Source organism: Paenibacillus andongensis (assembly GCF_025369935.1).
Lineage (GTDB): Bacteria > Bacillota > Bacilli > Paenibacillales > NBRC-103111 > Paenibacillus_E > Paenibacillus_E andongensis.
Genome location: NZ_CP104467.1, coordinates 1223521 through 1246969, shown reverse-complemented (window position 1 = coordinate 1246969; position 23449 = coordinate 1223521). Strand labels below are relative to the sequence as shown.

Annotated in this window: 19 protein-coding genes; 3 read left to right on the top strand and 16 right to left on the bottom strand. The window is 47.8% G+C overall.

The annotated features are described in order from the left end of the window. Positions 1-39: 39 nt before the first annotated feature. Positions 40-261: a hypothetical protein gene (locus NYR53_RS05770; RefSeq protein WP_261304312.1), complete on the bottom strand. Its 222-nt coding sequence runs from the start codon at positions 259-261 to the stop codon at positions 40-42. A 135-nt stretch (positions 262-396) separates the two neighbouring features. On the opposite strand from NYR53_RS05770, the gene NYR53_RS05765 reads away from it, so the two are divergent. Both NYR53_RS05765 and NYR53_RS05760 read left to right on the top strand, forming a co-directional pair. Continuing rightward, positions 397-567 (top strand): histidine kinase dimerization/phospho-acceptor domain-containing protein, encoded by a 171-nt coding sequence (locus NYR53_RS05765; RefSeq protein ID WP_261304311.1) that lies wholly within the window; start codon positions 397-399, stop codon positions 565-567. Between the two features lie 102 nt (positions 568-669). Beyond that, positions 670-2148 carry a S8 family serine peptidase gene (locus tag NYR53_RS05760; protein WP_261304310.1) on the top strand — a complete coding sequence of 493 codons (1479 nt, stop codon included), beginning with the start codon at positions 670-672 and terminating at the stop codon, positions 2146-2148. Between the two features lie 85 nt (positions 2149-2233). Here the strand turns inward: NYR53_RS05760 and NYR53_RS05755 are convergent, their stop codons facing one another. The 5 genes from NYR53_RS05755 to NYR53_RS05735 form a co-directional block, all read right to left on the bottom strand. Next, positions 2234-3454, bottom strand: a complete 1221-nt coding sequence (locus tag NYR53_RS05755) for an ABC transporter permease (RefSeq protein ID WP_261304309.1) — start codon at positions 3452-3454, stop codon at positions 2234-2236. 14 nt (positions 3455-3468) lie between these two features. Beyond that, positions 3469-4182, bottom strand: a complete 714-nt coding sequence (locus NYR53_RS05750) for an ABC transporter ATP-binding protein (protein ID WP_261304308.1) — start codon at positions 4180-4182, stop codon at positions 3469-3471. 169 nt (positions 4183-4351) lie between these two features. Then, on the bottom strand, positions 4352-5290 hold the full coding sequence (locus tag NYR53_RS05745; RefSeq protein ID WP_261304307.1) for a DMT family transporter: 939 nt from the start codon (positions 5288-5290) through the stop codon (positions 4352-4354). A gap of 81 nt (positions 5291-5371) precedes the next feature. Beyond that, positions 5372-5752, bottom strand: coding sequence for a MerR family transcriptional regulator (locus NYR53_RS05740; RefSeq protein ID WP_261304306.1), 381 nt, complete (start codon positions 5750-5752; stop codon positions 5372-5374). 71 nt (positions 5753-5823) lie between these two features. After that, positions 5824-6804: an aldo/keto reductase gene (locus NYR53_RS05735; protein WP_261304305.1), complete on the bottom strand. Its 981-nt coding sequence runs from the start codon at positions 6802-6804 to the stop codon at positions 5824-5826. A 250-nt stretch (positions 6805-7054) separates the two neighbouring features. Here NYR53_RS05735 and NYR53_RS05730 point away from each other — a divergent pair, with 250 nt between their 5' ends. Continuing rightward, positions 7055-9196, top strand: coding sequence for an ATP-binding cassette domain-containing protein (locus NYR53_RS05730; RefSeq protein ID WP_261304304.1), 2142 nt, complete (start codon positions 7055-7057; stop codon positions 9194-9196). On the opposite strand, the gene NYR53_RS05725 is transcribed toward NYR53_RS05730, so the two are convergent. The 10 genes from NYR53_RS05725 to NYR53_RS05680 form a co-directional block, all read right to left on the bottom strand. After that, a complete protein-coding gene (locus NYR53_RS05725; protein ID WP_261304303.1) occupies positions 9160-9768 on the bottom strand; it encodes an SET domain-containing protein in 609 nt (202 codons plus the stop codon). The genes NYR53_RS05730 and NYR53_RS05725 overlap by 37 nt on opposite strands. 311 nt (positions 9769-10079) lie before the next feature. Further along, positions 10080-11639, bottom strand: a complete 1560-nt coding sequence (gene gcvPB, locus NYR53_RS05720; RefSeq protein WP_261304302.1) for an aminomethyl-transferring glycine dehydrogenase subunit GcvPB — start codon at positions 11637-11639, stop codon at positions 10080-10082. Between the two features lie 30 nt (positions 11640-11669). After that, positions 11670-13070, bottom strand: a complete 1401-nt coding sequence (gene gcvPA, locus NYR53_RS05715; protein ID WP_261304301.1) for an aminomethyl-transferring glycine dehydrogenase subunit GcvPA — start codon at positions 13068-13070, stop codon at positions 11670-11672. Between the two features lie 127 nt (positions 13071-13197). Next, a complete protein-coding gene (locus NYR53_RS05710; RefSeq protein ID WP_261304300.1) occupies positions 13198-13980 on the bottom strand; it encodes an SDR family NAD(P)-dependent oxidoreductase in 783 nt (260 codons plus the stop codon). Continuing rightward, positions 13973-17143, bottom strand: coding sequence for a beta-galactosidase, LacZ type (gene lacZ, locus NYR53_RS05705; protein ID WP_261304299.1), 3171 nt, complete (start codon positions 17141-17143; stop codon positions 13973-13975). Before lacZ ends, NYR53_RS05710 begins: the two co-directional genes overlap by 8 nt. A 136-nt stretch (positions 17144-17279) precedes the next feature. Further along, on the bottom strand, positions 17280-18092 hold the full coding sequence (locus NYR53_RS05700) for a carbohydrate ABC transporter permease (protein ID WP_261304298.1): 813 nt from the start codon (positions 18090-18092) through the stop codon (positions 17280-17282). Further along, positions 18089-19042, bottom strand: a complete 954-nt coding sequence (locus NYR53_RS05695; protein WP_261306287.1) for a carbohydrate ABC transporter permease — start codon at positions 19040-19042, stop codon at positions 18089-18091. Before NYR53_RS05695 ends, NYR53_RS05700 begins: the two co-directional genes overlap by 4 nt. Positions 19043-19110: 68 nt before the next feature. Beyond that, on the bottom strand, positions 19111-20391 hold the full coding sequence (locus NYR53_RS05690) for an ABC transporter substrate-binding protein (protein WP_261304297.1): 1281 nt from the start codon (positions 20389-20391) through the stop codon (positions 19111-19113). 118 nt (positions 20392-20509) lie between these two features. After that, a complete protein-coding gene (locus tag NYR53_RS05685) occupies positions 20510-21733 on the bottom strand; it encodes a response regulator transcription factor (RefSeq protein ID WP_261304296.1) in 1224 nt (407 codons plus the stop codon). Further along, positions 21711-23447, bottom strand: a complete 1737-nt coding sequence (locus tag NYR53_RS05680; protein WP_261304295.1) for a sensor histidine kinase — start codon at positions 23445-23447, stop codon at positions 21711-21713. Before NYR53_RS05680 ends, NYR53_RS05685 begins: the two co-directional genes overlap by 23 nt. Between the last annotated feature and the right edge of the window lie 2 nt (positions 23448-23449).

Here is a 23449-nt window from a genome sequence, read left to right as displayed (position 1 = left end):
ACAACCTCCTAAATTTAGATTTCAACTCATGCGGCTAGTCTACCCCTCCAGCACACCTTTTTCCAATTTCTTGAGCAGTACAATCGCCTCTTGCTGCTCCTCTTGCGTGACAGTCATCATTAAAGAATGGATCTTATTAATATTTTCTCTCCAATTTGCTGCAAAGGATGCTTTGATCGCTTTGTAAGCCTTGGAAAGAACAACAAACAACTTAAGGGAAATCTCAAGAGCATCATTTAGTTGAGTTGGTATTATAACCACCTCTCACTAAATATCTTTGATTCAAATATCTTTGATTTAAGATAAATGTACACCTCAAACTAATTATTGTCAACTTCTATGTAAAAATATTTTAAGTATTATCGCTTCTGGTGCCGCCTGACGATTATTGGGAAGATGGCGGCAAGCATGGCGCACGAAATCAGAAATCCACTGACAGCCATACTTGGTTTTTTAAAAATCTTTCACAAACAAATATCGATTCAATATTACCAAAAAATCAGCTCATATCTGGAATCAACTTCTGATAATAGATTTTTAATTGACCATTCGTCAAAAAAAGAATGAAATCGACATCACATTTGGTTCGACCAACCCATGTTATTTATGCATGCTGTCATTTACAATTTATTAGAACTGCAATTTCTCTTAAATTGAAGGAGGGCTACTATGAAGCGAAAGTGGACAACCCTGTTCGTATCTAGCATCTTGGCTGTCTCAACAGTAATGGGTGGCGGCATATCTGCAATGGCAGCATCGAAGAGCAGCACTGGTGGAACGACAGTTACAACCAAGACATATGTAATTGCATTCTCAAACCAGCTTCCGACTGGTTACGCAGCATTGATTCAAGCGGCAGGCGGGCAAGTTGTTCGAGCTATTCCTGAGATTGGAGGATTGGAGGTGAGTTCGTCCAGCACCGAATTTATGACCAAGCTGCAGTCATTCAAGGATATTGCTGCTGCTAACGTTCAGATGGTACATAAGCTAAGCGATGGTACGGTAGATCCCTCTGCAGCTGACGGTCAGCCAGTTACAGATATTCCCCAGCCGGAAGCAACGAGCAGCTACTGGGATTATCAGTGGGACATTAAGAAAGTAACGAATGACGGAGCTTCGTTTGCGATTGAAACCGGAGGCACAGGCAGCACGCATAAAGCCGTTGTAGGCGTTATCGACAGCGGTATTGATGCCAACCATCCCGACCTAAAAGCTAACTTCCTTGGTGGAAAGAACTTTGTGCCGGCTGGAATAGATGCTAGTGAAACCGGCGATCCTAATGATCTTATGGACCGCGAAGGACACGGAACGCATGTGTCCGGATCGATTGCCGGGAACGGCAAAGTCAGAGGTGTCGGCCCGAATCTTGGTATCCGCTCCTACCGCGTATTCCCCGGCGGACAAGGTGCGCCTACGGCCTGGATTGTAGCTGCTATCATTCAGGCAGCGAACGATAAGGTTGACGTCATTAACATGTCGATCGGCGGATTTGACTCCCAAAAGTATTATGTAGATGGATCCAAATATTCGGATGTTGCTGACATTTTGCTATGGAAACGTGCTATTCAATATGCTGTGAACCATAACGTAACGGTGGTAACGGCAGCAGGTAATGAAGGTCTCAATCTACGCGACAACAAAGCGGTGACTGATTATCTCAACGCTACATACGGTTCCCCTGGCGTTGTATTTAAAGGAAAAACAACAGAAACACCTGGCCAAATCAATGGTGTCATCAATGTTTCATCCTCGAACAAGTGGTCGACGAACAGCATCGCATTTTATTCCAATTATGGATTAAATCAAATCGATGTAGCAGCACCAGGCGGCGACAATGGGCCTGTCTATGCTGCAACTTTGGACCTCAACCAACGGGATTTCCACTATCGCGCATTAAGCACATGGCCTACTTATTTACCTTCGTATTTCACTTCTAACCTGCATAGCTACGCGCTGCTCCACGGTACATCCATGGCAGCACCGAAAGTGGCTGGTATTGCAGGTGTCATCAAAGCGGCTCATCCGGAGTTGAACCCTGCTCAAGTAGCCGCGTTAATCGAAAAGACGGCGATCGATTACGGCCCAACCGGTAATGATGCTTTATACGGCGCGGGTGAAGCGAATGTATACAATGCTCTAGTCAAATAAGTTCATAATCAAACAAGCCCAGTGCCAATAACGGCACTGGGCTTGTTTGATCTCTTTCAACCTTAAAGTAAAGTAATTCGCCTACTCAATACCAACTTGTAAATACAGAGGAAGTCCCATAAGCTAACGGAATTGCTGCTCCGATCATCAGTACAGGTCCCCACCAAGTGAAGAAAGAGATCCCCATACATAGGCTGATTAAGATCAGCGCCGGCAGTACAAGGATAGGAGTTGCAGATTGTAGAGCTTGATGTTTCATTGTGTCCTGGATAGGAAAAAGAGTCAGAAACGGAGCTGTTAATTCATCTTTACAGAATGATTTTCTCCAGAAGACCAACAGGCATGCAGCAAGGATCCAGATCGGAATTTTTAGGGCACCCGGCAAAATAAACATAGCTCCACCGATTACAGCAACGAACTGTATCGTTTGTTTCCACTGTGTACCATTTCTAAAAAAAGATTTCGTTAATAAATCAGCTATTCCGTTGCTGGCCCCTTTCCCTTTGAACAAGCGCTGCGATTTCCCGAATAAAAGGGGATACTTCCTTGTCGATTTTCTTTTTCGCTCAACAACACGAATTAACATCAGAGAGACAATTCGCATCCGCGAATCTCTTTCTCTGGCGATATCAGTGAAGAAAGCCCCTTTCTCTTGCAGCCGTATTTTGCTTAAGAAAACGACCAGCACTAGAAAAAGAACAATAATCATCCAACTATAGGAAGTGTTATGACTTAGCTCCGTAACTAACACTTGATACAAGAAGAATAGTCCTACAAAAACCACAATCCGCAGCAACCAAAGCATAATGCCATATAAACGAAGTGTAAGCAATTGGCGAAGCAAGCCTACGTTGATTTTCAGCAAATAGGTAAGCAGCCATAAGCAAATAACATGTAACACACCGTAGGAATACGTTTGAACTAATAAAGGAAGAAATACAAGCGTCAATATTAACGTCGTGATTCCCTGCAATGCAAGAGAGTATCTATAGCCGAGCAGCATGATATGCCGAAACCATTTCTGATTCTGTCGAAGGAAAAGCTGGTCCCCTTCCTCAACAAAGTATCGAATCGTTCCGAGCCAAGTGAATACATAAAAGACCGTTGTAATCATAAACATCGATATCCAACTAAACCAAGAGGGCTGCGTTGCCCACCAAGAGTAATATTGATAGCCAGCCACAATCATCAGTGGAATGACAAAATAAATGGCAATGACCCAATCCACAGCCATCCGCAAAGCCCGATACTGGAAGTGCCAATCCGAACGCACTCTTCGTGTGAAAACCTGAAAGCTGCTCTTCAACCCATTGTCCCCCTTCATAGTAACGAATGGAAGCAGTCGAACAATGGTGCGTCAGGCATGCCGCATTGCTTTTGAATGTCCTGCAGTGTTCCATTTGCTACCAATCTGCCACCTGAAAGAAGCACAAACGAGCTGCAAATCCGTTCTGCTGTATCTAACACATGGGTACTCATCAGAATGCCTGCACCGCGCTTGCGTTCCTCATCCAACATCCCTAAGAAATCTTTAATCGCTTTCGGATCCAATCCAATGAAAGGCTCGTCCACAATATATACATCTGGTTTATTCAAAAAGCCGAGGATGAGCATGATTTTCTGCTGCATCCCTTTGGAAAACTTTCCGGGCAGCTGATGCTTCTCATCCAGCAGTCGAAACCGATGCAAGAGATCGTCTGCACGCTCTAGGAATACCGCACGATCCAGATCGTAGACGGAAGCTGCAAATTCCATATGCTCCCATAACGTCAGCTCATCATACAGAATCGGATGCTCTGGGATGTAAGCATAGCTTTTTCGTTCACCCATAAAAGAGATTTCACCCTTGAAATCCTTCAATAAACCAAGGATGCTCTTAATTGTCGTGCTCTTGCCAGCTCCATTTGGACCTAACAAACCCACCAGTTCACCTTGCCGAACATCAAAATGAATCTTTTTGATAATATCCGGAACCTCATCATAACCAGCCTGGTCGATATGCACTTTTAATACCGCTAATCGTTCTTCTGACATTCTCGGTCACGATCCCTTCTACCTTCATCATATATCACGCATCGGCACATTTCCAACATCGTATCATGGATTGATTTACGGAATATGAATGTTAGATAAAAATAAAAAGCATTTGATCCATAGCTGATCAAACACTTTGCTTTATGCTAGCTTTTTTTCCAGTAACAAACTACGAAGGGCGTTTAACAGCCGCGCCACGCTTCGGCCGATTCACAATAACAATACCCGAGACCACCAGACCGAGCGCTGCAAACACAATTAGATGCAATTCTTCCTTCAACATCAGCGCGGACAAAATCACACCAAAAACCGGTATCAAGAACAAATACATCGAGATGCTTCCGACTTTGTTGTACTTCATAACATTGTTCCAGAGGACGAAGCCAACTGACGACAAAAAGGCTAAGTACAGCAGCATCAACATGGTTGTCCATGTAAAATCAAGAACAATTGAACCTGCAAAAGTCGCACCGACCGCAAATAAGGCGAGGCCCCCAAGCAGCATTTGCCAACCGGTCATATACAGGACATCCAGCTCTTTCGCTTCGTTCTTGGAAAGCACATTGCCCAACGCTCCGAAAAACATCGCGATCAGCAAACAAATTTCCCCTATGCCCATTTGCAGAGTCAAATCCCCCTTGGTCATATTGACCAGGATGGCTCCGCCAAATCCTAAAACTAAACCGATCATTTTTTTCAAATTCAAACGATCGTTCTTGTACATATAGTGAGCAAGCAATATTTGGAAAAACGAGGTCGTCCCTGCGATAATCGAGCCCTGAATCCCCGTACTTGCGCTCAAACCGTAATAGAAAAATAGATATTGCAAAAAGGTTTGGAAGAGACCGATTTTCCCGATTTTCAGCAGTGTGCCCCGTTGATACCCCGCCTTTTTACCGATGATTGCCATAAACAATAGAATAAGAATCGCGGCTAAAATAAAACGATAGCCAGCAAACAAAAGCTGCTCGGACCAATCCGCTTTTCCAATATGGAGATCCGCGTAACTTAGCTTAACAAATGGAAATGCACTCCCCCATAGAAGCGTCGCCAAGGACGCAGCGGATACAATACCTAAAGGATGCTTGAAAAATTTTTCTGAAGTCAAAGTTAAACACCTCGATGCATAGTCTTGTTGCTCAGCTATTCATTATACAGGAAGGTGCCTTTGGCGAATACTATTTATCCCTTACGGTCTATTTAGTGTTTTTTCTTTTTCAACTATGGTCTGTTCATATCTTTCAATTTTATCATCCATGCGTTCCAGCACTTTCTTCATCTGTTCCATTTTTGTTATGAGTTTCATACGCTGCTCGATTAGGAGTTCTTTCCTAGCATCCATGGTTTCGTCACCCTTCAGAAACAGCCCAACATACTCAATCAACATTTCAACTGGAAGACCTACGCCTCGCATACATTTGATAAAATCGACCCACCTGCAGTCTTCTTCCGAATAATCCCTAATTCCGCTTTTATTGCGGTTCACCCTGGGAATAAGTCCGATTCGTTCATAATAGCGGAGTGTATCCTGTGATAGATCAAATTTTTCACTGACTTCTGCTATCAACATGTAGATTTCACCTCCGAATTTGAGATCAAGAACGCCCATAAATGGTTAGGGTGTTCTTGTCGTTTCATACATCAAACCGCACCAATTACCCGATGGGGAACATACGGCTCTTCCAGCAATGCAATTTCTTCAGGTGTTAATATAATCGAAAGAGCAGCTACCGGGTCATCGAGATGAGACAATTTCGTAGCACCGATAATGGGAGCTGATACCGGTTCTTTCTGCAATAACCAGGCAAGTGCGATTTGAGCGCGGGGAACACCACGTTTTTCTGCGATTGCTGCAACACGCTCCACAATCAATCGATCCGTACTTGCAGTCGCATCGTATTTAGATTTCTGAACTTGATCGGTTTCGGAACGTTGTGTTCTTTCCGACCAATCACGCGTCAATCTTCCTGATGCAAGCGGGCTATATGGAATCACACCGATTTTCTCTTCCTTACAAAGCGGCAGCATCTCCCTCTCCTCTTCCCGGTATATGAGGTTTAAATGATTCTGCATCGACACAAATCGAGTCCACCCATTTTTTTCAGCTACATGTAATGCTTTTAGGAACTGCCATGCGTACATCGCAGAAGCACCTATGTATCTTGCCTTCCCAGCCTTCACAACATCATGCAATGCTTCCATTGTTTCTTCAATAGGAGTATTGTAATCCCAGCGATGGATTTGATAAAGGTCTACATAATCGGTTCCCAATCGCTTAAGACTCTTATCTATTTCACTCAAGATTGCCTTTCGGGAAAGACCAGCCCCGTTTGGACCTTGATGCATGCGGAAATGAACCTTTGTCGCGAGGACAATTTCATCACGATTGGCATAATCCTTTAGAGCTCGTCCAACAATTTCTTCGCTTGTTCCGTCTGCATACACATTCGCCGTATCAAAAAAGTTAATACCCTGCTCCAGAGCTTTTTTAATAATAGGACGACTGCGCTCTTCATTAAGTACCCATGGATGAACCCACCGCTCTGCTACACCAAAGCTCATACAGCCAAGACAAAGCCGAGATACATCCAAGCCAGTATTTCCAAGTTTCACATATTCCATTTAGATTGTTCCTCACTTTCTGTTAGATATTGTTTCTTTCAAAAACAGTTTACTCTCTGGAGTTAACTCCAAGTCAAGCGATTATGCTATGCAGTTTCATATTGATGCACTTTATACAATACGCAGCTAAAAATATAACAAGGGGAAAATCTTTCTTTGCCTCATTAAATTTACATCCAGACTATACTCCAAATCCAAACCCGATGCTAAGATAGAGGAAATGGTTCGATTTACTCTCGGGAGGTTATTCATGTTTTCCTTTGTCCGTCTGCTCTTCTCCTCTTTCCTTCAGTACAAACTGCAGACTGCGCTTCTGCTTGCAGCTCTCCTCGTAGAGCTGGCCTTCGAAACGTTCATGCCCCTCAGCTACAAATTCATTATCGATTTGGCCATCGTTCCGCAGCAGTATAACCTGCTACTGCTTATTTTGTCCTTAATGGCTTCCGGCGCTCTTGCTTCTGTCGTGGTGGGCATGTACCGTGATCGCATGTTTGCAAGTCTCGGCTCCCGCATCGTGACGAATTACTATAAGCAGCTCTTTGAGAAGCTGCAGAGCCTCTCTACCGACTTCTTCCATCGAATGAGCGGTGGCGATATCGTTTCTAGATTCAATAATGATCTCATTTCCATTGATACGTTCATCAAGCTCATACCCTACGCGCTTTTATCCATACTTGGGCTTATTTTGAACGTAGGGGTGCTATTCGTCCTGCAATGGCAGCTTGCGCTGCTTGCGGTGATTGGGTTGCCGCTCTGTCTGATTGGACCTAAATTATTCGGTCAGAAGGCTTATGATGCCAGTTATCAGTTAAAAGAAGATCAGGCCAGTATCGCCACAGCTATACAGGAAAATGTGAGTGCTCAACCGGTCATTAAAGCGTTCGGGCTTCAGCCTTTAATGATTGGACGCTTTGCCGATCGTATGCTGCAGTATGGGAAGTTATCGACCCGATCCAGCTTCTTAAGTTTCCTGATTGACCGTACAACTAATCTGGGCACGATGATTTTGAACTTGATGACGATTTGCGTGGGATCGATGCTAGCTTACTTCGGCATCCTCTCCATCGGTTCACTGCTCGCCTTCAGCGCGATTCTACTCAGCCTGAGCTACTTGGTTGCAGCTATAACCTGGCTTGCCCCTCAATTTATTGAAGCGACATCCGGTATGCAGCGGGTCCGTGAGCTGCTCGATGAGCAGCCGAGTGTTCCTAGCAACGAACAGGGCACTCATCTGCCGCATTTTGAAAGCAACATTGAATTTCGCAATGTCACGTTCGCTTACAGCCCGGAGCAGCGCAGTTTGAACGGTGTCAGCCTGACGATTCCCAAAGGCACCTTTGCTGCATTCGTTGGTGCCAGCGGCTCCGGTAAAAGCACCATCATTAACCTGCTGATGCGTTTCTACGATCCGCAGACGGGCTCCGTGCGCTACGATGGAACCGACATCCGTCAAATTGCGCTGCCATCGCTTCGTTCTCAAATCGGCATTGTGTTTCAGGAAAGCTTCCTCTTCCGATCCTCAATCCGTGAAAATATTCGTCTAGGCAAGCCTGAAGCAAGCGACGAGGAAGTCATGGAGGCCGCACGTTTAGCCGAAATCCACGATTTCGTCATGAGCCTGCCAGATGGGTACGATACGGATGTCGGTGAGCGGGGCGGACGTCTATCCGGCGGTCAGCGGCAGCGTGTAGCGATCGCCCGTGCGATCATTCGTAACCCGGCTATTCTAATCCTGGATGAAGCGACTTCGGCGCTTGACCCGGCCACAGAGGCAGCAATCAACAAGACGCTACAACAAATAACGGCCACCAGGACCGTCATATCCGTAACCCACCGTCTCGCGTCGGCTGAGCATGCCGATTGTATCTACGTGCTGAATCAAGGCGAAATTGCCGAGAAAGGCAGTCACCAGGAATTACTCATGCTGCCGGAAGGTCGTTATAAGCAATCGTGGACGAAGCAAACTGGCTTCGACATAAGCGAGGACGGCTATCACGTAGAGATTAGTTCGGGGAGGCTGAAGCTATTTCCGATTTTTTCAGAAATGGATGAATCATTATTACGGGATATATCCCACTTTTTCGTAACGGAATCCTATGCCAAAGAGCGGACGATCATCGACGAAGGTGATCTTGGGGATAAGTTTTACATTATTGTACGGGGCAAGGTCGAAGTGTTGAAAAAGAACAGCACAGGAACCAATGATCGGCTTGCTGTGCTGTCCGACGGCGATTTCTTTGGGGAAGTGGCGTTACTTCGCAACATTCCCCGTACGGCTACCATTCACACGCTAACACCGGTCGTCTTTATCACGCTGCAGCGTGAATTTTTCCAAGACTTAATGAAGCGTGCTCCTCATTTGACCGTATTCTTGGAATCACGGTCAAAATAAATAGCTCGTATGGAATCCACCAATCGCTGCTCTTTAGCAGCGATTTCTACTTTATCTTGAAATTCCGGACGAATGAGATGCGCTAGTGGCTGTTCGACCTCATAATAGTGCTGAAAAGCGTCTAACGCTTGAGCATCCCAAATATCAGCATATAGCTGCAAATCACCGGGCATCACCCGCGTTCGATCGGTCCCTTCCTCCGGGAAGCATTCGAACGGTTCATCCACATTCAGCGAGCCGTAATCGTCGGTTAGCTGCTCCCCAGGATGAATGTCACGGACCGCGATTTCTATCTCGTACGCTGTTCCGATACAGTTGGCATGGAAGCTGTGGTTTACATAACGGCCATTATCCCAGCAGAGAATGTACTTCCCATCTTGATTACGGTAGGAGTACTTCAGAACGAGCTTTTTCCTATCTTCCTCGAGCGCCTGAACCGCGTCCGGCTCCAGAATTTGGTCCAAATCATCGAGCGCCCATGTAATTGTCCCTTTGGGAATGAGCCTAGTAGCGAAAACCCCGAAACCGATCTTGTCGTCAATGTATCGCAGTTCCGTATGCGGATGCATCATGTTTGTACTCTCCTTGCCGAAAATCGGCGAATTTTGTCTTTTTATATAATATTACAGATTCACTCATCGATTCCTGCTTTTCCCAACTGGTTTTGTTTTATTTTTGATAAACTAAACTTAGCCCCTATTTGCTAGGAAATCGAGACCGTCGATTCATTCATCCAATCTTGCTCTACATGGAGGTGTCATAAATCGCGATCAATCGATAGTGTCAAATCTTTAATATGATGGTAAACAGAAAAGGCTCCTCACGGAGCCTCTCTGTTCAACAATAATTATATATGACAGCAAGATGAAAACGATAGAGCGATTTATACCGGTTGCGTCTTTTTCAGATACGCACGCCAAGTAATGCACCATTGCTCCGGGTCATCCAGAGACGACTCATCGTTCCGATGAACGGTACTGTTATGCGGAGCTGACCGCACAATATCAGGCTGTGTGTAGGCTTCATTCGAGATATGCTCCAGCGCATGGATGTATTCGTCCAGATCTTCTTTGGAATACGACTCTGTCGGCTCCAAAGTAAACGGCTGCTTCACGATATACGGGTGATGGGACGTCCAGTAATGCAGGCCGAAATCACACATGCGGCGGGTAATATCCTCTGTCGTGACACCTGTCTCATCTGTAAGCTGCTTCCAGCTGTAGCGAACCTGCTCGAGGCGGCGTCCTTTGATATAAGGTGCGCTCGCTCCGCGGATTTGCAGGATTTTGTGATACAGATAATTGTTGTTCAGCACCGCAATTTGGGCTACATCCTTCAGTCCATCCGGACCGAGGCTCATAATCCAAGCGTAAGAACGCAGGACAGTCTGTGCGACCCCATGGAAGCTGCGGACTTTGCCAATGCTGTCTGCCGTCTGATTCGTCAAAACATAACGGCTTCCGTCGTAATTCACGAGCGGTCCAGGTAAGAAACGTTTGAGTTCCTCACTCACACCAAGTGCACCCGTTGCCGGACCGCCGCACATATGAGGAGCCGCAAAAGTCTTATGCAGATTGAAGAAGCACATGTCGAAGCCCGCTTCCTTCGCTCTCGTGATGCCAAGCAAGCCGTTTGCGTTGGCCTGATCGTAGAAGCAGACTCCGCCCGCTTCGTGAACAATGTCAGTAAACTCGCGGATTCGGTGGTTATAGATGCCCGTATCCTCCGGGTTCGCAACGACAAAACCAGCAGTTCGCTCGGAGATAACACTCTTCAGCTTCTCTATGTCTGGGAAACCATCTTCATCTGGATGCAGTGTGATGATTTTGTAGCCCTTGACCGCAGCTGTCGCCGCTTGGGAGGGGTGAGAGAAAATCGTCGTGATGATCTCATCCCGCTGGTCCCCCTCACCCCGCGAATCATGATAAGCACGAACGATGGAAGCCATCGCAAGCAAGGCCTGCGTGCCGCTGCTCGGTTGGAACGAGAAGGCATCCATCCCACTGATCTCACGCATGGCAAGGTCTAGTTTATAGAAAATTTCCAACATGCCCTGCACGGAATCTGCATCCTGCAAGGGATGAAGCTCCATCATATGTGGCGAACGGATAAGCATTTCGTTGATACGCGGAATATACTTCATCGTACAGGTCCCTTGTCCGATCTCGACATTCAAATCGGAGCCTAGAGTCTCCTGGGATAGGCGCAAGTAATGCCGAAGCACTTTGGCTTGACCGATCTCGGGTAAAGCCGGCGCTGATTTTCGCTTCATGGAAACTGGAATACGTCCAATACCATCTCCCACCTCAGCTGCAATGCCAGCTTCCGTTCCTGGCGGAATGACCCCTCGCTCACCCTGACGGTGAAGCTCAAAGATGACCGGCTCATCCCATTTGGCTTGATGAAAATTACGGACTTTATGATCTCTGCGAATTCGTTTCATGGCGTTCCGTCCTTTCTCTATATCAATCGATCACGGTTTACGAACGATGGTTTGAATGGTGTCTGCTAGACGATCTAGATCAGCCTGCGAATGAATTTCAGTAACGCAGTAGAGGGCACATTGACCCCATGCCGGGAAGGAAGCGGACAAATCTTTGCCTCCGAATATTCCCGCTTCTGACAAGCGCGCATTAATTTCAGCAACAGTTAGGCCAGTATCGTTGAAATCAACAACAAACTCCTTGAAGAAAGCAGTCTCGCCGAATCGAAGGGAAATGCTTGGAATGGCGGAGAGTTTCTTTGCAGCGTATTGCGATTTCTGTATGATGGTCTCGCCGACCTCCTGCATACCCGTTGGCCCAAGCAAGGACAAGTATACACCTGCGGTTATGCCCCATAATGCTGTCTGGGTACCGACGGACTCCTTCCCTTTCTCGCGAAGCGCGAAGGATGTGCGCTCATAAGCCACGTCGCCGAAGCCATATTCACCTTCAACCTCGGTCGGCACGATGCCGAACAACCGTGAAGGATATTCCATGACATAGGTCTCTTCGTCGCGCGTCGCGATAAATCCGGCTTGCCCGCCGCCGTAGTTCATATGCATCCCCAGCGGCTGCAAATCTCCACAGACGATATCTGCGCCATATTGGCTCGGAGGCTGAAGTACGCCAAGTGAGATTGGGTCCACGCCAACGATGGAGATGGCATTCACGGAATGAGCAAGCTCCGAGATTTCATGTCCTTGGTCTTCGATGATGCCAAGGTAACCAGGATTCTCGAAGTATACCGCAGCTACCTCGCTGGATAGCTTGCTGCGCAAATCATTCAAGTCCATTTTGCCGGTTGCCTCGTTGATTTCAACAAAACGCAGCTCCATCACTGGTGTGCAGTAGTTGTTAATGATCATCACTTTGTCGGGATCGACTGACTTTGGAAGCAGTGCAACACGGCGGCCGGTAATGCGGCCCGCCATCCGAATCGCTGTTGAAGCCGCTTGTGCCCAGTCGAAGGTAGGGACATTAACGACGTCCATATCAACCAGCTCAGCCATCAGGCTTTGATACTCGAACAGGGTTTGGAATCGTCCGTGATCTTCATAGGGTTCACCGGCATAAGCTGTAACGAACTCGGAACGCTGATTGATTTCGTCACAGACAGCCGGAATAAAATGCTGCCAGCAGCCCGCTCCGAGGAAATTCAGATAAGCGGCACCGTGCTTATTCTTGGCGAGTAGACCATCTATATGGCGGCGCAGCTCATATTCCGTCATGGCTGGCGGGAGGTTCATCTCCCGATTCAGCTTCAAGCTGTTTGGAATGGCGTCATGAAGCTGGTCCATTGATGTCAGGCCGATTTCCTTCAGCATCGCATCACGAACCTCAGGCACAGTATTCGGTATATAAGGATGGGCATAAGTTCTGTTATTAGGCAAAGGTAACGCCTCCATTCATCGTTGTACTTATAAAGGTAGTTTAAAAAGTCCACGTTCTGAAAGCGGACTTTTAAAACACGATTTTATAGATTCTTAACTGCCAAGCGTAGCTGGGTTCGAATCGCTTTTAGGCAATGCCCCCGCCGTCAACAACGAGCACGCTTCCCGTTACCCAGGAAGACATGTCACTCGCCAGAAATAGGACCGCATTCGCGATATCTCGCGGTGTTCCGAGTCTCTCCAGTGGGCGGCCGCCGGCAGAGGCGATTAGGAATTCCGCCTCGTTTCGCTGCAGCTGCTTAGCTTCATCACGCAGCAGCGGCGTGTCCGTATCGCCTGGCGATACGCAGTTCACGCGAATATTGGCGACGCCGTGATCGATAGCCATAGCCCGCGTTAAATTCACAACGCCAGCTTTGGCAGCGCAGTAGGCAGCAGCGCGGTCTCCGCCTTTAAGTCCCCAACCGGAGCCGGAGTTAATGATGCTGCCTCCGCCCTCACGCTCCATGATTGGGATGATAGATTTGGACAGTAGATAAACGCCCTTCAAGGAGACATCAATCACTAAATCCCAATCGCGTTCTTCCAGCTCAACAACCGTTTTACGGCGAATAATCCCGGCATTATTGAACAAAATATCGATTCGTCCGTGTGCAGCATCAATTTCTGCTGCAACACGCTGGCAATCGGCAGAGGAAGACACATCACAGCGATAGAAACTTGCTTGGCCTCCCTGCTTTTTGATTGCAGCTACAGCCTGTTCACCTTGATCTTCGTTAATATCTAGAAGGATGGAATACGCTCCGAAGCTGGCCAGCAGTTCAGCTGTCGCTAGCCCAATCCCTGAGGCTCCGCCGGTCACAACCGCTATTTTTCCCGATAAGTTCAAAACGTCTTGTGTATTAAGCATGGTTTGTACCCTCCTGTTGTAGCTGTTTCATTTCTAATTTCATTTGATGGCTCAACCGCTCAGGCAGGGCATCTTCCGATAAATAGGGCTTCAGCAGCATCTGGAAATGGAAAGCTTCCGATGTGACTGTGTTCTCCGGGGATTGAGCCGGTCCACAGCTGTTGCTGCCCAGACCATTTTGCCTGTAATCCAGGTTTAGTGTAATGAAATCCCGTGGAACAAGATCACTCGCATGTTTGGCTGCTTCTAAATCCGCGTCAGTATAGCGTCGAGCACTGAATTCAAGTGTCGGTGCTCCTACCGCGAGCAAGCCGATTCCCGCGCCGTCCGTAATGGAAACCCACCTTACATCCGTGCGGTTGCCGTTTTCCTGCGGATAAATATATGGCGTGAAAAGTTCATCTACAGACTTACGATACACACCGAACCGTCCTGCTTCTTTGCTATCGGAGTAGTTCTCTCCCGGACCACGTCCGTACCATGTCACAGCATCCATGTCTCCCGGTATCTCCATTTGGAGTCCAATCTTTGGAAGCATGGCAGGCGGCTTGCCTTCTGGTACGCCGTGCACATCAATAACGATAAGGCCTGAGCCTGTTATGATGTAAGTCGTTTCACATCGGAAGCCCCAGTCGAATACCGGGGGTGCAATGCGAGAATCCCAAGTTACACGAATCGTTCCTTCGTCCAACCGCTCCCAACGGCAATCATCGATTCGTTCGCTGAGTCTATTGAGATGCGCCTTGTACCAGTCAGGCAGGACATACATATCGTTATCAATCGGCGCACGCCAGAAGTTCAGACGCGGCCCTTTGTTCACTAGCTCTTGGCCATTCATTCGCAGCGAACTTATTCCTGCCCGCCGGGTGTCGAATGCGATTCGGAATGAGTCGTTTGCGAGGATGAGCTTGCGCCCTTCCTCTGTGCAGGATAAACTCCTCATTGGCAAACCAGCTGCCGCAGAAGCGGACGAATTGGCGCTAACTCCGGCATTTCTAGTTAGCTCACTTTTCCCAACTGCTTCTAGCGCGAGCTGCGCCCAAGCTACCTCATGTCCTTGCTCACCCCAGATGCAATCAGCCGCAAGGGTGAAACCGACGTTCAACCAACGCTCAGCCCCCTGATTCAATAAGGCTAGCTGCAGATCTGCTCTCACGGGAACATGCAGCTCTGCACTTTCACCAGGACCAATTCGCGGTAGAACAAGCACGCCGCTTTGGACGGTTCGCCCCTCTACCGTCACGCTCCAATCTGCATAGAGGTGATCGAGCGTCACAAAATCATAACGATTCATGATGCGTATGCAGTCATCTTTTATATACTCGACCCTGACAGGCTCAATAATTTTCTTGTATTCAATAAGACCTGGGGAAGGTGTCCGATCCGGACGAACAAGACCGTCAATGACGAAATTGCTGTTGTTCGGCACATCGCCGTAGTCTCCGCCGTAAGCGTAGTCGTCTTTGCCATCCGCTGTCTTCCTGCGGATACCGTGGTCGATCCATTCCCAAACGAAACCACCCTGCAGCCTTCTATAAGCATCGAAAGTATCAAAATACGGCTTGAGTCCGCCTGGACCATTCCCCATGGCATGGGCGAATTCGCATAGAATATGCGGTTTCGGATGATCAACCAGCTGACCGAAGCCTTGCATCTTCTCTACGGAGGAGTACATCGTGCTCACGATATCGCACACTTCCGCTTCGCGATCTTCTTCATAATGAATCAGCCGCGTTGGATCTGCTTGTTTGCACCAAGCCGACATCGCACGAAAGTTGCAGCCGAAGCCGGACTCATTGCCAAGTGACCAGAACAGGACGGACGGATGATTCTTATCACGCTCCACCATGCGGCGCACGCGGTCGACATACGCTTCCTGCCAAGCAGGGTCATCGCTTAGCCGTGAAATATTGCCCAGAGGCTCGAAGCCGTGTGTTTCCAAGTCGGTTTCTTCCATGACATATAAGCCGTATTCGTCACAAATATCATAGAACCGCGGATCATTCGGATAATGAGCGGTTCTGACCGCATTCATATTATGCTGTTTCATCATCTTCACATCTTGAATCATGGTCGACAGCGTCACTGTGCGTCCCGTATCGGGATGGTGATCATGACGGTTTACACCTTTTAGCATGATCGCCTTGCCATTCACCAAAAACTGGCCATCCTTCACTTCGATCTTGCGGAAGCCAACTCGTTGAGCAACCGCCTCCACTACTTTACCAGTCTGGCCCACGATGCTTATCGTCAAATGATATAAAGTTGGAGCTTCAGCGCTCCAGAGAGCAGGCTTCGTGACTGGCATTGAAAATTCCAGAACCGTCTGACCAGCAGCGGCGACAGTAATCAGCTTTTCAGCTGAAACAACATGTGCACCTTCATGATCCAACAACTGCAGCTGGAGCTCCCCTTGCAAAGCATCTCCTTGCAGCTCAACTTGAACCGATAAAGTCGCATCCCGATAGTCCGCGTCCAATTCGGTAACGATTCGATAGTCCACGACCCGCGTGGAGGACGGTTCCGAAACCAGATACACATCCCGGAAAATACCGCTCAGATACCACATGTCCTGGTCTTCCAGATAGCTGCCGTCTGACCATTGATAGACGCGAACCGCCATACGATTGATTCCTTGCTTAACATATGGTGTCAGATCAAACTCTGACGTCAATCGGCTTCCTTGGCTGTAACCTACCAATGTTCCATTGACCCATACATGGAAGGCACTATCCACCCCATCGAATTTCACGGCCAGTTGTCTGCCGTCCCAATGCGGCGGAAGTTCAAACTCACGCACATAGCTGCCTGTCGGATTATCGTTAGGCACATGCGGGGGATCAACCGGGAACGGATAATATAAGTCCGTATAATGCGGATTTCCATAACCCTTCAGCTGCCAGTGGCTCGGAACTTGAATCTCATCCCAGCCCGACATGTCATAATTCTCTAGGTAAAAATCATCCGGTGCCCATTCAGGCCCCTTCGCATAATGAAACTTCCAACTGCCATTCAATGATTTGAACCAAGGCGAGCTCCCTCGATCATAGCTCAAAGCTCCGGCCCTATCGGAATGCGGGATGAAATACGCTCGGCTTTTCGCGCGATTGCGCTCTAACACAGCAAGATTATCCCAATCACGTGCCGTTTTCTCGTTACGCATGGTTGTCTCTCCTTTCGAATCTCTCTCTATGTCTCTATAACTCATTGGATAATTGCAATAGAATGATGATATTCACTGCAGGAAATGGGATATGATTGTATAATTTCCAATGACTTTTATCATAGAAAGGACCAATCTACCCCTTAATCCCCGTACCGGCGATGCCACCGACAATATAGCGCTGCGCGAAGAAGAACACAGCCAGCGGCGGGATGGAGATCAGGCAGGTAATCGCCATAATGGACTGCATATCGACGCCAAACATCCCTTTGAACTGCGACAATCCAAGCGTCAGTGTATATTTCGACTGATCATTTAGGAAAATGAGCGGTCCCAGATAATCGTTCCAACAACTCATAATCTGAAATACACCGACTAAGATGAGCGATGGTCCCATGAGCGGAACAATAATCCGCACTAGAATAGCAAATTTGTTAGCCCCATCGATCGTTGCCGCCTCATCTAGTTCACGCGGAAGCGTCAGAATGAACTGTCTCAGCAAGAAGATAAAATAAGCCGAGCCGAACCACGACGGAACTATAAGCGGTTTGAGCGTATTAATCCAGCCCAGATAGTTAAACTCCATATACTGCGGGATCATGGTGACTTCCCAAGGGATCATCATCGTAGCAAGCACGATCAGAAACAGCAGATCGCGCCCTTTAAAATCGAATCTCGCAAACCCATAGGCTACGAGCGTACAGGATATCAGTTGGCCGAGCGTTGACATCAACGTCACAATGACGGTATTTTCCAGGAATAAGGTAAAAGGCTGAATCGTCCATGCATCGGCGAAATTGCTGAATTTCCAAACGGAAGGAATCCATTTTGGCGGGAAAAGGTACAGCTCCGAAGGGGATTTCACCGCCGTCGTCACCGCCCAGAACAACGGAGCGACGAACAGCAGTGAGCAGATTATCAGCATCGTATAAACGATGATCCGTTTCATGCAGACCGCCTCCTTTCGCCTGATTTCACTTTCTTCTGTGACTTTTGCTTCATTTCACCTTCATAGAACACCCAAGCCTCTGACGATTTGAATACAAGGAACGTCAGACTGAGGACAATCAGGAACATGAACCATGCGTTAGCCGCGGAATAACCCATTTTAAAAAACTTAAAAGCATTCTCATACATATACATCGCATAGAAATACGTTGATTTCAGCGGACCGCCTCCGGTGAGCAGGAGCGCAAGGGTCAACTGTTGGAACGCCGCGATGATGGATGTAATCAGATTGAATATAATGGTCGGGCTGAGCATCGGAATCGTAACGCTAAAGAATTGTCTGAGCTTACCAGCACCATCGATCGAAGCAGATTCGTAGAGATCCTTCGGTATTCCCTTGAGCCCTGCAAGAAAAACGAGCATCATCGAGCCTTGTCCCCATAGGCTGGCAACGACCATCGCTACCAGAGACCATTGTTTATTATTCAACCAGTCCGGACCTTGCACACCGATAATCGACAGAAAATAATTCAGAATGCCGTAATCTCCGCTGTACACCCAGGACCAGATCATAGCTAGCGCCACGCCTGAGATCACAGAGGGCAAGTAAAACGCGGTTCGAAAAATCGCGCTGCCGCGAATTTTCTGATTAAGAAGTATCGCAAGTCCAAGCGCAACCGCTATATTGAGCGGAACAAACAGCGCTGCGAACTTGATAGTCACCCAGAACGATTTCCAGAACAGCGGGTCTTTCGTAAACATATTCACATAATTACCTAAACCGATAAAGCGCACTTTACCTACAATCGGCCAATCGAAAAATGAAATAATAAGCGAGAATAACAACGGCCCTAAAGTGAACACTAGGAATCCGAAGATCCATGGGAAAATGAAGAGGTAGGGAGTTACCCCACCCCAACTGAGTTTCCTTCTAGGCTTGAGGCTGGCCATTGGTTTCCCTGCGTTTGCCTGCTGCGGGTAGGTCTGAGCCATCTCCTAACCTTCTTTCTGTAGAAATCTTATTTCAAATAACGCTCGCTGTCTTTGACGGCTTGATCCAGCGCATCCTGTGCATTACTGCCAAGCACAGTTGCCTCTACGGCCGAAGATAGCTGACGGTTCACTTCGTTCCACTTGGCATTGAGCAGAAACGCCGGCGAATTGTCGGAGCGCTGCAGCATTGTATAAAACGGCTTGTACAGAGGATCCTGATCCTTCTTAAGCTCGTTTACGACACTTACTCTGACTGGTAAATCCGCTACGCGCATCTTAATCGCTTCATTGGAAACATAATATTTGATAAACTCCCAAGCCAAATCCTTCTGTTTCGAATCCTTCGCAATAGATAGGGCTGATTCAGCAATCACACCTTTGACTGGTTTGCCTGGAAAAGCCGGCATCTCCACTGTCCCTACATCAATGCCTGCTTCCTTGAACGATTCCAGCGGCCAGATACCGCTTTCCCACATGGCGATTTTGCCGCCTTTGAAGATATCCTCACCGCTTTGCTGTCCTTTACCTCCGGCGAGTACGGCCGAACCGTTCTTAACCATATCCCCGAACATTTGAATAGCTCCGGCAGTTGCTTTGCTGTTCATGAAGCCGTTTATCGTCTTGCCGTCATTAGAAATATAAGAGCCGCCGTTACTCCATACAAATCCTTGCAGATCGTACGTATCGTTATCCGCTCGAACACCGAAACCATACTGTTTCTTGGCTTTATCCGTCAGCTTCTTGGAGATTTCCTGGAAATCATCCCATGTCCAGCCGTCCTTCGGATAAGGAATCTTAGCATCATCAAACATCTTCTTGTTGTAATACACGACACGAGTCGTGAAGCCAGCTGGGATTCCATAGAGCTTGTTCTCGATCGTCGCGTAATTGAACAACCCTTTGTAGAAATCTTCCTTTTTCAGATCCTTGTCCCCATCAGCGTAGGTGCCCAGCGGCTCAAGCGATTGATGATACGTTGGAAAGTCCCACATGTACATGACATCGGGAGGATTCGTAGCGCCGAAACCCGCAGCTAGCTTCTGGTCAAAACCATCGGCATACGCTTCTACCTGAACCTTCGTTCCTGGATGGTTCGCTTCAAACTTCTTCGCGATATCCTGCTCGATCTTCAGCGCATCCCCGGTATCCCATGTAGCGAATCGAAGCGTCTTCTCTTTGGCAGCATCGCTACCTTTCGCCGGTTGTGTCGCCTTGCTAGTCGTACCTTCGTTATTGCTGGTGCATGCTGTAAGCGTCGTCACCGCCATTGCAGTCGTAAGAACAATGAGTGAAAGTTTCTTGATCATTCTGTCAGCTCCCCTATCCGTGAATGAGTAGATAATAATTGAACCGCTTTCATCATAACTAAAATGAAAGCGGTTCAAAACCGATAACTATTCGAATGTTTGTGCGTTTTTGTTCGATTCACCGAGGTGGGTGTCCATATGTTCGGAGGGTGCCGTCTTTATGTTCGGCTCTGTACTGGCTCGGCGTTTGGCCTGTGCAGCGCTTGAACCATTTGCTGAAATATTTACTGTCTCCAAGCCCCGTGCGCTCAGCAATATCCTGCATCGTCAGCGTTGTATCCTTTAATAATCCGTAGGCCAGCTTGAGCTTACGTTTGTATTGAAAAGCCACAAAGCTGTCTCCCAGCGTTTTCTTGAAAATAATAGAGAAGTGGCTTCGGCTGAGACCAACCTGTCCAGCCACATCGCTGACAGACCATTCAGCCGCTGGATTGTCATGCAGAAGCTTAACCGCTTTCCAGATCGGCTCCGGCCAATCTGCGGCTGTTACGCCATAGGCTTTCTCCAGTTCCGCAGCTTTATGCAGGACTAACAACGCTTCAAGACGTTCCTCTGTACTTGTAAGCGGCCCTTTTCTGGCCCATTGCAGCTTCGCATTCTCGCTCTTTCTCTCCACAAGCAAGCTCTCCGCAGCATTTAGAAGCGATTCGGGCACGATAAAGTAGCAGCGGTCATCCCCATAGGGAATGACTGCCCCTTTACATAGCTGGCGATCTTCCTCTAGCGCTTCCTTCAACAGATCTAGCCATGACGCTTCACACCCGGAAGTTTTGATCAGATAAGTGTAAACCGGCTCACTGTGGAAAGACCACACCTCGCGGGTGCGTTTCTCCATCTCCCCGACAAGTTTGTCATTGTGGCCATTCAACCAAGCATAGAGCAAGGTACCGAGCCGCTCATCTTCATCTTCGCAGCCAACTGTCTGGGCAGCTGCTGGTGCCGAAGGAGCTGTCGCAAGCTCATGTTGAAACTTCGCCAACATGCCTTCCAGCTCTTCATCCTCGAAGGCGGTTTTGAGCAGATAGCCGGCTGCTCCCAGCTTCATTCCCTGCTGAGCGTACTCGAAATCCCGGTGACAGCTGAGCAGAATGATTTTCGTATCGGGTGCTGTTTCCTTGACTCGGCGTGACAATTCGATTCCGTCCATTTCGGGCATAACAATGTCAGTAATGACAACTTGTGGCCGATGCTCAAGGAAAGCTTCCCAAGCTTTGCGGCCATTCGGGGCGTCCGCCACCACTTCCATTCCGTATTTATCCCAAGGAACCGTGGAACGAAGTCCTTTACGAACGATGCTCTCGTCATCTGCGATAATCACCTTAATGGTCTTGATTGTTTCCATGCGGACTCTCCTCCTTCTTTGGCCATTCTATGATGATCGTTGTCCCTTCTCCTTGGATAGATTGGACCGTTAGCCCATGCTGCAGGCCAAAATGCAGTTTGAATTTCTGATCTGCATTTTGCACGCCTAAGCCTCCTCTGCCCTTACGCTTCGTATCGCTTGGCCGAAGCAGGTGCTTCAGCTTATCCGCAGGAATACCCGCTCCATTATCGGATAGTGTAAGCCGTAAATGATTGCCTTCATCCCGAACGGTCAGGCGAATCATTCCCTTGCCATCTTCGAAGCCATGGAAGAAAATATTTTCGAACAACGGCTGCAGTGTCATTCGGGGAATTAGATAACGCTTGAGCTGTTCATCGCATGCCAGTTCATACTTGAAAACAGGGCCATATCGGACCTCTTGGATTTTCAGAAAATGCTCAATCATCCGCAGCTCTCGGCCAAGCGATATCAGCTCCTGCGAGATATCTAGATTACCTTCAAGCACCATCGTGAGATGGTACAGCATTTGGCGGATATCCTCTGCTCCTTGAAGCCTGGCTTTCCATTGAATGGAGTTAAGTGTATTGAAGAGCAGATGCGGGTTGATCTGATAATGGAAGGCCTTCAGCTCCGCTTCCTTCTTCAGCCGCTCGCTCCGTTCAACCTCGCCAATCAAAGTCTGAATGCCTCCAACCATATTGTTAAAACTAGTATCCAAAATGCCCAGCTCATCATTGACTTCAACCTGAGTCCTTGTATGCAGCTTACCGAAGCTGACCTTCTGCATCGCATCCTTAAGACGGCGAATCCGCGCGGTGAATCGAGATGAGAATAGATACGCTAACCCAAAAGCCAATAGACATGAAGCAACAGCAACCATAATGGTATTCGATCTTATAATGCCGGAGGAGCGATAAAACGACTGGGCAGGCAGCCTCGCCTCGATCGTCCATTGATTAGCCGCAAGTGTTTTGTTCCAAACAATATCACTGGTTTGCGATGTGAAGGCAGTTACTGTCTCATATATAATTCGCCCCTGCGGATCTGCTATTCGGAGATGAGCCTTCGTATCGTTCTCGAATAGCCTAAACATATGAAGCAGATCTTCAGCATTCTCCTCAATAAGAATTTTGCTTCCCCGCAGCGCTCCGTATGGATTGTTAATCGGGACAGCTAAGCCCAGAACGGGCATCCCGGAATCTTCGGTTTCCTTCATCCCATGATTCTGAGCATAAAATCCTAGCCAGTACTTCCCTTCATTAGCGCCCGACATGGACTGCCAAGCCGGAATACGGCTGAGCTTCGAGACATCAAGATTATTTTCTCCATAATAGTAGCCGGAGCTCGTAATAATATAAATGCCAGTCGTCCGATCAGTTTTAAGCGCTTTCAGAAGAACTTCAAAATCATCCTTATCCATAATTTCTTTATAAGTCGTCGGAACCTGGTTCCCTAGATCGACCCTTGCAGGATCAAGTAAATAAGAATAAACCGTCTCCGTCGTCTGATTCATCCGATTCAAATAGGAACTCATCTGCTGCTCCAACTGCGCCACAGCGTTCTCCCCATATTTGCCAAACTGAGAATTAATGACCTTCGCGGACTGATAGTAAGACAAGGCCCCAAGCGAGAGCAGCGGAATAATCGTCACAATGAGAAAACAGAAGAGCAGCTTCGTGCGAATGCTCCGATAAGAGCCAGATAAAAGGCGGATGTTGAATCGCTTCTGCAAAT